The organism is Sphingobium sp. RAC03 (assembly GCF_001713415.1).
Taxonomy (GTDB): domain Bacteria; phylum Pseudomonadota; class Alphaproteobacteria; order Sphingomonadales; family Sphingomonadaceae; genus Sphingobium.
Map to the genome: position 1 here is coordinate 2,850,801 of NZ_CP016456.1, position 14,072 is coordinate 2,864,872.

At 62.5% G+C, this 14,072-nt stretch carries 10 protein-coding genes; 4 read left to right on the forward strand and 6 right to left on the reverse strand.

Translation table 11 applies throughout. The annotated features are described in order from the left end of the window. Positions 1-22: 22 nt before the first annotated feature. The 3 genes from groL to BSY17_RS18435 all read left to right on the forward strand — a co-directional run bounded on the left by groL (position 23) and on the right by BSY17_RS18435 (position 5,248). Entirely contained in the window at positions 23-1,672 is a 1,650-nt protein-coding gene (groL, locus tag BSY17_RS18425) for a chaperonin GroEL (protein ID WP_037476035.1), read from the forward strand. Positions 1,673-1,875: 203 nt separating this feature from the next. Further along, on the forward strand, positions 1,876-3,678 hold the full coding sequence (locus tag BSY17_RS18430; RefSeq protein ID WP_069066557.1) for an SLC13 family permease: 1,803 nt from the start codon (positions 1,876-1,878) through the stop codon (positions 3,676-3,678). A gap of 16 nt (positions 3,679-3,694) precedes the next feature. Continuing rightward, positions 3,695-5,248: a DUF389 domain-containing protein gene (locus BSY17_RS18435; RefSeq protein WP_069066558.1), complete on the forward strand. Its 1,554-nt coding sequence runs from the start codon at positions 3,695-3,697 to the stop codon at positions 5,246-5,248. A 14-nt stretch (positions 5,249-5,262) separates the two neighbouring features. Here the strand turns inward: BSY17_RS18435 and BSY17_RS18440 are convergent, their stop codons facing one another. Further along, positions 5,263-7,299, reverse strand: a complete 2,037-nt coding sequence (locus BSY17_RS18440) for a tetratricopeptide repeat-containing sulfotransferase family protein (RefSeq protein ID WP_069066559.1) — start codon at positions 7,297-7,299, stop codon at positions 5,263-5,265. A 368-nt stretch (positions 7,300-7,667) separates the two neighbouring features. On the opposite strand from BSY17_RS18440, the gene BSY17_RS18445 reads away from it, so the two are divergent. Continuing rightward, on the forward strand, positions 7,668-10,382 hold the full coding sequence (locus BSY17_RS18445) for a TonB-dependent receptor (RefSeq protein WP_237236382.1): 2,715 nt from the start codon (positions 7,668-7,670) through the stop codon (positions 10,380-10,382). Positions 10,383-10,554: 172 nt separating this feature from the next. On the opposite strand, the gene BSY17_RS18450 is transcribed toward BSY17_RS18445, so the two are convergent. The 5 genes from BSY17_RS18450 to BSY17_RS18470 are packed head-to-tail and all read right to left on the reverse strand — an operon-like array spanning position 10,555 to position 13,963. After that, entirely contained in the window at positions 10,555-11,064 is a 510-nt protein-coding gene (locus BSY17_RS18450) for a cytochrome C (protein ID WP_069066560.1), read from the reverse strand. Positions 11,065-11,074: 10 nt separating this feature from the next. Then, positions 11,075-11,620 carry a methylamine dehydrogenase (amicyanin) small subunit gene (mauA, locus tag BSY17_RS18455; protein ID WP_069066561.1) on the reverse strand — a complete coding sequence of 182 codons (546 nt, stop codon included), beginning with the start codon at positions 11,618-11,620 and terminating at the stop codon, positions 11,075-11,077. A gap of 22 nt (positions 11,621-11,642) precedes the next feature. Beyond that, complete coding sequence (locus tag BSY17_RS18460; RefSeq protein ID WP_069066562.1) at positions 11,643-12,245, reverse strand: methylamine utilization protein MauD; 603 nt, start codon at positions 12,243-12,245, stop codon at positions 11,643-11,645. Positions 12,246-12,251: 6 nt separating this feature from the next. Next, positions 12,252-12,782, reverse strand: coding sequence for a MauE/DoxX family redox-associated membrane protein (locus BSY17_RS18465; RefSeq protein ID WP_069066563.1), 531 nt, complete (start codon positions 12,780-12,782; stop codon positions 12,252-12,254). Between the two features lie 2 nt (positions 12,783-12,784). After that, entirely contained in the window at positions 12,785-13,963 is a 1,179-nt protein-coding gene (locus BSY17_RS18470) for an amine dehydrogenase large subunit (protein ID WP_069066564.1), read from the reverse strand. Between the last annotated feature and the right edge of the window lie 109 nt (positions 13,964-14,072).

A 14,072-nucleotide genomic window follows, 5' to 3' on the forward strand; every position in this document is an offset into this window, starting at 1 on the left:
CTCGATAGAAGGTATTAAGACCATGGCAGCGAAAGACGTAAAGTTTTCCCGCGACGCTCGTGAGCGCATTCTGCGCGGTGTCGACATCCTGGCCGACGCGGTCAAGGTGACGTTGGGCCCGAAGGGCCGTAACGTCGTGATCGACAAGAGCTTTGGCGCCCCCCGTATCACCAAGGACGGCGTCAGCGTCGCCAAGGAAATCGAACTCAAGGACAAGTTCGAAAATATGGGCGCGCAGATGGTGCGCGAAGTCGCATCGAAGACCAACGACATTGCCGGTGACGGCACGACCACTGCGACCGTCCTGGCGCAGGCGATCGTCCGTGAAGGCATGAAGTCGGTTGCCGCCGGCATGAACCCGATGGACCTCAAGCGCGGCATCGACCTCGCTGTGATCAAGGTTGTCGAAGACCTCAAGGCCCGTTCCAAGCCCGTCGCCGGGACCAAGGAAATTGCCCAGGTCGGCATCATCTCGGCCAATGGCGACACCGTGGTTGGCGAAAAGATCGCCGAAGCCATGGAGCGCGTCGGCAAGGAAGGCGTGATCACGGTTGAAGAAGCCAAGGGTCTCGAATTCGAGCTGGACGTCGTCGAAGGCATGCAGTTCGACCGTGGCTATCTGTCGCCCTATTTCGTGACGAACCCGGAAAAGATGGCTGTAGAGCTGGCTGATCCCTACATTCTGATCCACGAAAAGAAGCTCAGCAACCTTCAGTCGATCCTGCCGATCCTCGAAGCGGTCGTTCAGTCGGGTCGTCCCCTGCTGATCATCGCCGAAGACATCGAAGGCGAAGCGCTGGCGACCTTGGTCGTCAACAAGCTGCGTGGCGGCCTCAAGGTTGCTGCCGTCAAGGCACCCGGCTTTGGCGATCGTCGCAAGGCGATGTTGGAAGATATCGCGGTCCTGACCAAGGGCGAAGTGATCTCGGAAGATCTGGGCATCAAGCTTGAGAACGTCACGCTGGCGATGCTGGGCACCGCCAAGCGCGTCACCATCGACAAGGACAACACCGTCATCGTCGATGGCGCTGGTGATCATGACTCGATCAAGGGCCGTACCGAGCAGATCCGTCAGCAGATCGAGAACACCACCTCGGACTATGACAAGGAAAAGCTCCAGGAACGCCTGGCCAAGCTGGCTGGCGGCGTAGCCGTCATCAAGGTTGGCGGCGCTTCGGAAGTCGAAGTTAAGGAACGCAAGGACCGCGTCGACGACGCGCTGCACGCCACCCGTGCGGCCGTTGAAGAAGGCATCGTTCCTGGCGGCGGCACCGCTCTCCTCTATGCCACCAAGGCTTTGGCCGGCATGAAGGGCGCGAACGACGACCAGACCCGTGGTATCGACATCATCCGCAAGGCGATCGAAGCGCCGCTGCGCCAGATCGCCCAGAATGCGGGCGTTGATGGTGCCGTGGTTGCCGGCAACCTGCTGCGCGAAAATGACGAAACCCGCGGCTTCAACGCCTCGACCGACGTCTACGAAAACCTCGTCGACGCTGGCGTCATCGATCCGACCAAGGTCGTTCGTGCGGCTCTGCAGGACGCGGCTTCGGTCGCTGGCCTGCTGATCACCACCGAAGCGGCGATCTCGGAAATGCCTGCTGACGACAAGTCGCCCATGGGCGGCATGCCCGGCGGCGGCATGGGCGGCATGGGTGGCATGGACTTCTAAGTCCTGCTTTCCACACGACAAAGAAGAGGCCGGTGGAGCAATCCACCGGCCTTTTTCTTGTCGTCACCTGTACCAAATTCATCCGGCGCTGGTTTCCTAATCTTTTGAAGTCGCTATGCTGCCCATCCAAGCATCGGGCCAGATCGACAGGGGCATTATGAACGACCGGATGGTAAGACTTTGATGCGCGGTATCCTGTGCTGATGGAAGGGGGAACGCTCTTTGCCCGCTGGCCGGAAGCGGGGCCGGTAGCGGGCCTCGTCATGGTGCTGCTGCTGTTCGTGGCCTTTGCGATGGAGCGGTTTCCGCCCGTCGTCATCGCCGTGATCGGGGCCATCCTGATGCTGGTGACGGGCATGCTAAGCCCGACCGACCTGCTGACGGTCTTCGCCAATCCCGCCCCCATCACGATCGCGGCCTTCTTCATCCTCTCCGGCGCTCTCATCCGCACTGGCGCGATCGAGGCTCTGGCCAGCCTGATGGTCTCCCGCGCCAAGGAACGACCCCGGCGCACAGTGGCGGAATTGCTGGGCACGGCCATGCTGGCCCCGGCCTTCGTCAATAATACGCCGGTGGTGATGGTGCTGATCCCGCTGGTCAAGCGGCTGGCCCGAACGGTCGGCATCGCAGCGACGCGCCTGCTCATCCCGCTCTCCTATCTCGCCATCCTCAGCGGCACTTTGACCCTGGTCGGCACCTCCACCAACCTGCTGGTCGATGGCGTCGCGCAGGAAAATGGACAGGCGGCTTTCGGCATATTCGAAATCACCACGGTTGGCCTGGTCGCACTGGTGACCGGTGGCATCACCTTGCTGATCCTGGGGCCGATGCTGCTGCCCAACCGCCCCGACAATGAACTCGATATCGACAGCGACCGCCTCTACATCACTGAACTTTGCCCCAAATTGAAGGATGACGGGACGCGACTGGGCGATATCAAGGCGCTGCGTCGTGGCTCCGTGCGGGTGCTGGGGATCGCGCGCGGATCGCAGATCCTGCGCAACATCGACAATGATGCTATCATCCTGCCCTCCGACCGGGTCATCGTCGCGACGAGCGCGCATGAATTGGATGCTCTGGCTCGATCGCATGAATTTGTTGTTGGGCTTCAGAATATCGGACGACCGATCCGGCTGGCGGCGGACGAACGGGACAGCATGGTAGGGCTGATCGGTATCACCCTTGCCCCGACTCATCCCGCCATCGGGCGGAAGCTGCGGGAAATTCCTTTTCTCTCCAATCTCAGCGTCCGCATATTGGGGCTCAGCCGCCCGCGTCATGTCGCCGGACCGGACCTGGTGAATGTGCGCCTGCGCGCCGGCGACAGTTTGCTGGTGGCTGCCGATGACCAGGCGGCGGCCGCACTGCGCGACAATATGAATTTCATCGCGGAGGATACCAGCGGCGTCAGGCGCTATCGCCGTCGGCGCGCGCCGATCGCGGCGCTCACGCTGGCCATGGTGATCGTGGGGGCTGCCTTCAACATCATGCCCGTTTTTGCCCTGGCGCTGATCGGCGTCGCGATCGTGCTGGCAACCCGCTGCCTCGATGCGGAGGAGGCCTGGTCGGCGATCGACGGCAATGTCATCGTATTGATCTTCGCCATGCTCGCCATCGGCCTGGCGCTGGAAAAGTCCGGTAGTGTGGCGTTGATCGTGTCCACCCTGTCGCCCTGGATGGCGGCGTTGCCACCGTTGGCGCTCATCATCGCCATCTATGCCGCGACATCGGTGCTGACCGAAACCGTCACCAACAATGCCGTCGCCGTCATCATGACGCCGATCGCCATCGGCATAGCCGGGCAGAATGGCGTCGATCCGCGACCGCTGATCATCGCCGTGATGTTCGCAGCCTCCGCCAGCTTCGCAACGCCTATAGGCTATCAGACCAACACGATGGTCTATGCGGCGGCCGATTATCGGTTCAGCGATTTCGTCAAGATCGGCGTGCCGATGAACGTCATCGTCGGCCTGGCGACCTGCTTTGCCATCTACTGGCTGGTGTAGGGGGAGCGCTGACATCATGACTTCGCCTGCGCCAGACCATCCCTATCCCGCACGTTGGGATCATATCCCCTTCTACCGCTGGTGGCGGAAATCCGTGGTCGGATCGGTCGATCAGGAAAAGGTCGTCGCCCGCATCGTGGAGGAAAGCGGCTGTACGCCGCGCTATCTCTTCATGACCATGATGTCGGCAGGCATTGCGGTGCTGGGTCTGCTCCTGTCGTCGCCTGCCGTCGTCATCGGTGCCATGCTCATATCGCCGCTGATGAACCCGATTCTTGGCCTGGGGTTCAGCCTCGCCCTGTTCGACTTTGCCGAACTGCGCCGATCGCTTTCCGCTCTGGCGATAGGCGCGACCGCAGCGCTGCTGTTCACGGCCTTCATCGTTCTCGTCTCGCCGCTAAAGGCACCCACGGCCGAGATATTGGCTCGCACCCGCCCCAATCTGTTCGATCTGCTGGTCGCCCTCTTCGCCGCTCTGGCGGGCACCTTCGCGATCATCCGCGGGCGCGGCGAAACCATCGTCGGCGTCGCCATCGCCACGGCCTTGATGCCACCGCTGGCGGTTGTGGGCTTCGGCCTTGCGACCTGGAATATGCCGATCCTTGGCGGCGCATTGGCCCTGTTCGTCACCAACTTCGTGACCATCGCCTTGTCGGCGATGGTGATGGCCCGCTATTATGGGTTCGGCCATTATCTATCGAGCCAGCAAAGCTGGACTCAGACCGTGCTGCTCATGCTGGTCTTCGTGGTGATGGCGGTGCCGCTGGCCATATCCCTCAGCCGCATCGCGGGCGAAGCGGTTGCCGTCAATCAAATCCGCGCCTTCCTCTCCGATCGTTATGGTGCAGAGTCGCGGATCACCCAACTCGACGTCAATTTCGACCGCACGCCCCTTACCGTGCGCAGCGTGGTCATCGCCCCTCGATCCCGCGCCGAAAGCAACGCCTTGCTGCAGACCGATCTTAGCGACCGGCTGGGCCGCCCTGTGGCGCTGCGCGTGGACCAAGTCCTGCTCGATCCGGGCGCAGGATCGGTCGAAGCGCAACGGGCCGAATTGCAGCAGGCCAATGATGTGCTGGCCAATGACCGCAGCCGCGCCAACAGAGTGGCCGGACTGATAGCGCTGGCCGCTGGCGTGGCGCCCGACGCCGTGACGATCGACCGCGATCATCAACGCGCGACAGCGACGGCAGCCCTGCTGCCGGGCGCGGACCTCGCCACCTATGGCGCGCTCGAACAGCGCGCGATCCAGTCCGTGGAGGGATGGGAGGTCGCCATCATTCCACCGCTCACGCCGCTGCCGGTCATCGCCTTTGCCGACAATGTGGACGCGCTCGACCCGAAGGCGCGGCAAGCCGTGCTGCTTTCGGCCTGGGCGGCAAAGCGTTGGAACAGTCCGCAACTGTCCGTGCCCGGCTTGCCGACCGATGTCCCAGAACGACCCTCCCTGCCGCAACGCCGCGCACTGGCAATCGCCGCCCTGCTCAAGGAACAGGGCATCGCCGCCATCGCCGCACCGGCATCGGGCCAGACTTTCCGGTTGCAGATTGCCGCGACCTCTGGCCGCTGACTTAAAAATGTCCATCAGATGGGAGGTGGATCGCGATAGGTCGTGACCAGCGGCCCCAGCGCATCGGCCAAGGGGCCAAGCCAGGGTTCGAACCGCCGCCAATGGTCGACGCCATCGGCATAGATGGGCAGGCGCACCTGTTCGGAACTGGCGGTGCGCACCGCGCGGTCGCTGCGCCAGAAGTCCAGGCATTGCGCTTCGAACGGCAGGCACAGATAGGCCAGCAGCCGGTCGACTTCGCCCGGCATATCGGCAACCATCTGCTCGTAGATCAGGCGATGCACGCGCCCCGGCGCGGCCGCGTCATAGGCAGTCATCAGCGCCACATAGTCGCGATAATAGCGGCCGATGTCGGTCAGATCATAAGTGAAGGCCTGGCCGCGCGCGAAATGCTGCTTCCAGCCAGACAGGCAACAGCCCATCGGATGGCGGCGGGCGTCAATAATCTTGGCGTTGGGCAGGATCAATTGGATCAGGCCGACATGCTGCCAATTATTGGGCATCTTGTCGATGAAATGCGGCTTGGCGGTGTGGCGATGGACGCGCGTGCCGTCGATATATTCCTCGCCCAGCCGCAGTCGGTCGGCGGGGGTGAGCGAAGCGACCATAGAGGCGAAGTCGGGAAATTCGCCGTCATCCACGCGCGATTGCAGGCGGCTGGCGATGACCATCATGTCGGGCAGTTCCATCGTCCCTTCGACCTGGCTGTGGCAGGAGAGGATCTGCTCGATCAGGGTGGAGCCGGAGCGGGGCAGACCGACGATGAAGATCGGGTCGGGTGCGGGGCAACCGCCAGCACCCCGCGCGGCGATGAAAGGCGCGGTGAAGGTGGTGGCGATGGCGCGCACTTCGGCGGAAAATTCGTCGGCATCATGGCGCACCATCGTCCGGCGCAGGCGATTGCCCGCATCATAATGGCGGAAGGCGGCGGCATAATCGCCCGCATCCTCGAACGCCTTGCCGAGCGAGAAATGGAGGTGGAAAATATCCTCCTGTCCGTCCGCTGTCTCCGGCTCCAGCGACGCAAGCGCCTGTTCCATCGCCGCAATGTCCTGCGCATCCAACCTGACGGTCTTGAGGTTGGCGAGGCTCCACCAGGCTTCGCCCATGGTCGGGCGATAGCGAACCGCCTGGCGATAGGCGTGGACGGCATCGGCCTGTTTGCCGAGCGTCTTCAAGGCGTGGCCGAGATTCTGCCAGACCTGTGGCTGGTCGGGCTGATCCGCGAGTAGGCGTTCGTAAATGGCCCGCGCGCCATCCTGATCGCCCAGCCGCACCAGCACCGATGCCTTGATCAGCGCGTAGCCGGGATTTTTGAGCGGCGACCTCTCCAATATCTCGGCATGGGCCAGCGCTTCGGGCAAACGGTTGTTCTGGAGCAATAGCCGGATCAGGAAATCGCGCGCCAGATCGAAGCCGGGGGCCAGCGTGACCGCGCGCTCGACCAGCGCCAGCGCTTGGCTCATATCACCGCGCCGCCAGTTGACTTCGCCCAGCAGGCGGCAGGCGGCGGCGTCATCGGGCAGGCGGTCGAGCCGCGCCACCAGGGTCGCTTCGGCATCGTCCAAACGGGCCTCGTTCATCGCGATCGCGGCGTCCAGCAGGTCGCGGTCGCGCGAGGAGGCGTGGATGCCCGACAGGTCGGCACGCCAGGCATCGGTCTCGCGGCCCACCGTGCGCAACAGCCGGGCCAGCATGAACCAGCCGCCCGCCACCGACGGCTGTTGCCTGGTCAGCGCTTCCAGCGCGGCGATGGCCTGGGCGGTATCGCCTGCTGCTTCGGCGGCCTGGGCCAACTCCCACCCGATGGCCGGGATGCGCGGATACAGGCGGCCAAGAGCGGCAAGGCGAGGCAGAGCGTCTTTGGGGCGGTCCAGCCGCCGCAACGCCTGGCAAGCGAGCAGTTCCGCCTGCGGCAAGCCGCCGGTCCGGGCGAGGAGGGCTTGCGCCTGCGTCAGCGCCAGATCGGGGCGCGTCTCGACCAGACCGGCAATCTGCGAGAGCGTAGATTCAATAGTGCCCGTTGCGGCAGCGGCAGACCCGTTTCCCATAGCACCCCGAAAATTGTGCGATTGCACAAAATGCTATGCCGATTGCAGCGTGCCGTCGAGAGGACGCATCATAAAAGTTCAAAAAATGCGTTTTCACCCGCTTGACAGCGCCCGTCTGAGTGGCAGTATCCAATTTAGGACAGTCGTTCGAATTGCTGCGTGAGCGAACTGTCTCATAAAAAATAGGATGTTCGGCGTGGTCGTTATTCGGCCGCGACCCCGAAAGATGCGTCTTTCGGGCAGGGGGTTTTGCGTGTCTTCGGCGCGGTGAAGGCAAGCGCATGTCATGATTTGCAAGGTTAAGACCCGGTCGCCGGGCACTGCAACGGGAGAGGCCATGACGCAACGCGTATAAGGGGGGACTATCCATGGCCATCAGATTTGGCTCGCGACGAGTGCGTAATTTGTGCGCGCTGGGCGCTACGACATGCCTGACGCAATTGGCGCTCGCGGCGCCAGCCTTTGCCCAGACCGAAGCACCGGCAGAGGCCGCCGCCGCCGATCCATCATCGGGCCTTAGCGAAATCGTCGTGACCGCGACGCGCAGCGCGCAGAGTATCCAGAAAGTGCCGATCTCCATGCTGGCGCTGGGTGCCGAGACGCTGGCGGAGCGCCAGGTGAAAGGCTTGAGCGATTTCGCCGCCCTGCTGCCCTCCGTCTCGTTCGAAGGCATCGGGCCGGGCCGCAATACCGCCTTTTTCCGCGGCATCGTGCCTGCGGGCGGCGCTTATGCATCGGTCGGCTATTATCTGGACGATATTCCGATCACTGGCACCGAAGTCCCCGACATTCATGCCTATGACCTGGAGCGGGTCGAGGCGCTGGCGGGGCCGCAGGGCACGCTCTATGGCGCGGGGTCGCTGGCGGGGACGATCCGCCTGATCACCAACAAACCCAAGCTGGATAAGTTCGAGTTCGGCTATGACGTCGAGGCCAATAAATATGGCAAGGGCGATTTTGGCGGGCAGCTCGAATCCTATATCAACGTGCCGCTGAGCGACACGATGGCGGTGCGCGCCATGGGCTATTATCGGCGCGATGGCGGCTATATCGACAATATACCCAATAACGGCTTGCTCAATAATGGCGCGCCGGCGGTCTATACGCTGGGCGACAATAATCCGGCGACCTTCTTCAATCTCGACAATAGCGACATCGCCAAGGATGATTATAACACGATCAAGGAATTTGGCGGCCGCCTGCAATTGCTGTGGGAGCCCGTCGATGGCTGGGCGATTACCCCGGAAATCACGGCGCAAAAGCAGGTCGCTAATGGCTATTTCGGTTTCGACCCGCGCGTCGGCGATCTGGAAGTCCATGATTATGACAAGACCCGCAACGATGATCGCTGGTATCAGGCAGCGCTGAGCATCCATGGCCATATCGGCGACTGGGACGTCGTATCGGCGACCGGCTATTTCAAACGCCGGACCCGGACGCTCAACGATTATACTTATTATACCGTCACCTATGACGGGTTCGGCGTAGGCTATGAAAGCTATCTGCAGTTTTTCGACAATTGCACCGGATCGGGCGCGGCACAGCAATGTTCGTTGATCGACCCGACGCAATATTATCATGCGGATACGCACCGCAACAAGTTCACGCAGGAATTGCGGATTTCGACGCCCAAGGAATGGCCTTTCGACGTGACGTTCGGTGCCTTCTACCAACGGCAGAAGAACGAGACCAATACCTATTATGCCATTCGCGGGCTGGATACGATCACGGGCTACACCCAGACGGGCGGCGGCGATGTGCCGGGCGGGCTGATCGGCGTGCCGGGCATGTACGGCATCGATTATGACGAAGACGGCAATCCCTTCTTCGATACCAGCAATGTCATCAATGCCAACGGCAACCCGCTTGGCACGATGATATTGGGGACGCAGGCGGTGAAGGGCGACGGCTTCTACATCACCGAACAGAACCAGCTGTACCATGACACCGCGATCTTTGCGGAGGGGCATTACAACATCACCCCGACGCTCAAGATCACCGGCGGCATCCGCTATTTCTGGACCGATTATGCGGTGAAGGGCTTTGCGGGCGTGGCGGGATCGGCGGCCAATACCATTACGTCGGTCTATGTTCCGACTGGCGAAATGGGCTGTCCGACGCCGCTTCCGGCCGAGCGCCTGCAATGTCTCAATACCAATTTCCGCGCAGCCGATCAGACCGGGCGCTACAAGGAGGATGGCGAGACGCATAAGGTGGCGCTGGACTGGCAGTTCCAGCCCGACAAGATGGTCTATGCCAATTACTCCACCGGCTTCCGCCCCGGCGGCTTCAACCGGCCGCTGCGCATCCGCAATTTCGGCCCGGTGGATGTGGCCCCGTTCAAGTCCGAAACGCTCACCAATTTCGAACTGGGCGTCAAGACGACGTGGAACAACATCTTCCGCTTCAACGCCGCCGTCTATTATGAAAAATGGAATAATATCCAATATGGCGTTGTCGTATCCGGGGCGCAGGGCGCGGGCATGACCGGCAATGCGGGCAAGGCCGTGGTGAAGGGCATCGAGTATGATGCCGATCTGAAACTCGGCAATGTGACGCTCTCGACCTCCGGCGCGTATAATGACGGCAAGCTGAAGGGCAATTTCTGCAACTTTGCGCTCGATCGCGACACATCGAGCATATCGCAATTGTCGACATGCACGTTGGGCGAATTCGTGCCGGACTCTGACCCTCCCACGCCCCAGGTCGCCGCTGCCGATGGCACCCGGCTGCCGCGCCAGCCCAAATTCAAGGGCACGACGTCGATCCGCTACGACACCTATATGGGCGATTATGCCGCCTATATTCAGGGGGCAGCGCTCTATCAGACCGGCGCGACGCAGGATCTGAACGTTGCCAGCAATGCGCTGCTCGGCAATACTAAGGGCTTTGTCAGCTTCGATTTTTCCGGCGGGATCAAGAAGGATAGCTGGAGCTTGACGCTGTTCCTGCAGAACGCTTTCGACAAGCGCGGGGAATTGACGAAAAACACTTTCTGCTCGATCGACTTCTGTTCCGGCTCGGCGCGGACCTTCACGATCAAGCCACAATTTTTCGGCATCCGCTTCGGGCAGAAATTCTGACGGTTAGCGTCACCGCATTATTTTATGCCAAGGTGCATAGACGGGAACCTATAGCTTGTCGTTCCCCGGCGAAGGCCGGGGTCCAGTCCCGCGGTCAGAACTGGACCCCGGCCTTCGCCGGGGAACGACGCGCATGAGTCAGCCTTATTGCGCGATGCTATTAGAGAGCGTTTTAGGGTTTCTGGCCGGGATAGAGCAGGCGCATGGCGCTGGGGGCGCCGCATTGCTTGATCGCGACTTCGACATAGCGGGCGCGTTCGGCCTTGAGCGAGGCGGAGGAGAGGGCGAATTTGCGTTCGCGCGCCACCTCGTCAGCCGTGAACGGCTTGGCGCCTGCGGGCACGCTGGGACCGCCGAGGCCAAACACCATGAAATTGACAAGATCGGCCAGTTGCTGGTTATCGCTGATCCGGCTGTGCGCGATGTTGGGTAGGCGGATGAGGTAGGCGCGCGATTGCGGTGTGCAGAGGAACCAGCCCACCCGGCCGCGCAGTTCGGGCAGTTGTGCCGGGGCGGCGCTGCCCTGAATGCCATGGCAGCCGCCGCAATGTTCGGCATAGTCGGAACGTGCCAGTTCCGGGTCGCTGATCGCGTCGGGCAATGGCCCCATCGGCGGCAACGCGGCGCGGCCGATGCCGACCAGGCCGAGCAGCAACAGCGATCCCGTCAAAAGCCTGCGCAAACCCTTGCCCTCAGCTGGCCGCGCCCACCATCACCGCCGTCGAACAATGATATTCCATGCTGCTGGTGCCAAAGCACCAGATGACGTCATTGTTGAGCTGGGGCATGTAGAGCTGGGTTTCGCGGTCGGTATTGTCGCAGCCGCACTGGCCGCAGGCGGGTTTGCCGCAACAGTCGCGATAGGCGATCAGATAGGCCTTGCCATCGTCCGGGTTGATGCAGGTGCCGACCCAGGACACCGGCGATGGCTCGGCACCAGGCGGGCAGCTATGCAGCCCACCGCCGCAACAGGTGCAGAGCGCACCATCAATGGCGCAATAGCGCCAATAGTCGCACTTGGTATCGTCCTTGGTCTGCGCGTTGCGGGCGAACCCGGTCTTGGCTTCGGGCGAGCGGTCGGGCTTGGCCGCCTCCGCGCGGCTGACCGGTAGCAGCGGGAAAACGGGTGCCGCCACCAGCGCCGCGCCCAGGCGCGAGAGCATGGAGCGGCGCGAACTGCCCCCAGCCAGCCGCCGCAGCAGTTTTTCGCCCATGGCGTCGGCGTTGAACCTCTTCATGTCACTGCCCCCCTTTGGCCGTTCAGGCCGCCTGTGCCTTCAACGATCCGATATAATCCTGCACGGTCTTGATCCCCATTTCATGGGCGACGACCAGGCTTTCGAGATGCTCGCGGCTGTTGACCAGCCCCTTGGACAAGATGGTGCCTTCGGCATCGAGCAGCACCGCAAAGGGCAGCTTGGCGACGCCGAACGCCTGGCCGACGTCGGGACCGTTGACGAACATATAGGATTCCAGCCCATGCTGCGCGATCATGGCGCGCTGCGCGGCGACATCGTCATCGCCGACGAAGGTCAGCGCGACGCGCTCGTCGCGGGCAAAGGATTTGGCCATGGGAATGATGGCCTTGCAAAGCGGGCATTGGGCCGACACGAACATCAGCAGCCGCAACGGCACGCCATGGGCATGACCGCCGACCGTGACTGGCGCGCCATCTATGGAGCGTGCGTCGATCTTGATCGTGGCGTCGCCCACCGCCGGGCCGCCGCTGGTGGTCAGCGCGCCCGCTGGCGCGACGCGGATATGCAACACGCCCACTTGCCGCGCGAGAGCGAGCAGCGCGACGCCAAGTCCCAGGATCACGACCCAGGAGAGGATTTGCGAGATGATGAGCGATGTCAGCATGGATGCTTATCTCCGGTAGGCGGCGGGCGACGCGATCAAAGCCGCGATGGCGGTATAGAGCGGATAGGCGAGCGCGATGGCGAGGCCGCCCGCAATGGCGGTGGCCATGTCGATGGCGGACAGGGGCGGCACGGGCCACAGGCGCGGCACAAGCAGCAGCGCCAGCAACACATTGCGCGCGACCAGCGGCCAGCCGATCCGATGCCGCAGTTGCGACCGGCCACATCCGCAATCGATATGGCTGCGACCGCGCGCGATGTTGATCGCCATGGCCAACGCGAACATAAGCAGCAGCCCGATCGCCAGAACGACCGGTAGCGGCGCAAGCCACGCCACCAACGCGCCACCGATCAGCAGTTCCGCCACCGGCAGCAGCAACGCGGCGGGCGCGACCAGAGTTGACGGCAGCAGCCGGTAATTGGCAATCACGCCTGGCAGCAACGCGCGATGCCGAAGCTTTTCAGCGCCCGACAGCAGCAGGATCAAGCCAATGCCGATCGATGCCGCAAGGCCGATGATCGCAAGGCCCAGTTCCATGGTCAGGATGGGTCCGCGACCGTGATGGTGCTGCCACCGGCCCGCTCGATCTTATGCTTTTCCTCGCCAGTAGCGAGGTCGATGACGATGGCGCTGGCCTCCTCGCCATTCATGAATAATAGCGGCTTGTCGGTTTGCGACACTTCAATATTGTTCATCGGTTCCTTGAGCGCGCGGCGCTTGACGACCTTCTGCGTGGCCAGGTCGACCTCCCACACTTCGGTCCCCGATGCCTTGTGCGTCCAATATTCGCCCATATGCATCAGCACGAACAAATGGCCTGATGGTCGATGCAGCGCCATTGGCTGCCGACCGCCCGGATACCAGTTCAGTTCCAGCGGCTTGGTTTCGCCGGGGCGAATGCCGGCCGCTGCCTGGATCGAAAAGGGCGCGGCAATGGTCGGGGTCGCGCCCAGCTTCGCCTGGAAAATCTGGCCGGTATAGGTGAGGAAGGTCGTTTCCTGCTTGCGCTTGTCATAGGTGAAATTGTCGAAGATCGGATCGTCCGTGGCCGAGAAGAAAGGCGCGCTATGCGTGATATCCGCCTTGGTCCCCTTGATCGCCACGGTGGCCAGCGACCCGTCCGAACAGAGCGCAGAAAAGCCGACGCCCGGATTGGGCATCAGGCTGGCGCAGCCCGGCAGTTCGATCGCCGTCACGAATTTGCGCTTCGCGAGGTCAACGACATTGACCCCGGAGGCGGGGCTGAAATCATAGATATAGGCGGTCTTGCCATCGTCGCTGATGATGAAATTATTCTTGCGCGAACCGATCAGGATGCGGCCGGGCAGGGGGATTTCGGTGACGAGGTTGAGCGTCTGGCTGTCATAGACCGACACCATGTCCTGCCGCGTGCCCCGATCGCCCTTCGACCAGATGGTTTCGGAGACATAATAATATTTGCCTGCAGGATCGATGGCGAAGTCGGCGAGGCGGCGGGTTTCGACCATGCCCTTCATCTTGCCGGTTTCGCCGTCGAAGATGCTGGTGCCCGCCATGTCCCATCCACCATCGACGAAGAACCAGGTCGCCTTGGGCGGCGGGATGGTCATCACGTCGGATGTTTCCGCTTCCGGCACGGCGTCGGTCTCGGCGGCGGGAGCGGCCCATGCGGCGGTCGCGAACAGCGTCCAGCCTAGCGCGGCGGCAGCGAATATTGCCCTGGTGGCGGTCCTCGACATCTGGCCTGATCCCCCTTGATGCGGCGGGCGGGCCTGCGGACTCACGCTGTCCACGCCCCCCAGCGCTGGCATGAAGTCTGGACAGATGTCCGGGATCGGTCAAGCGCTT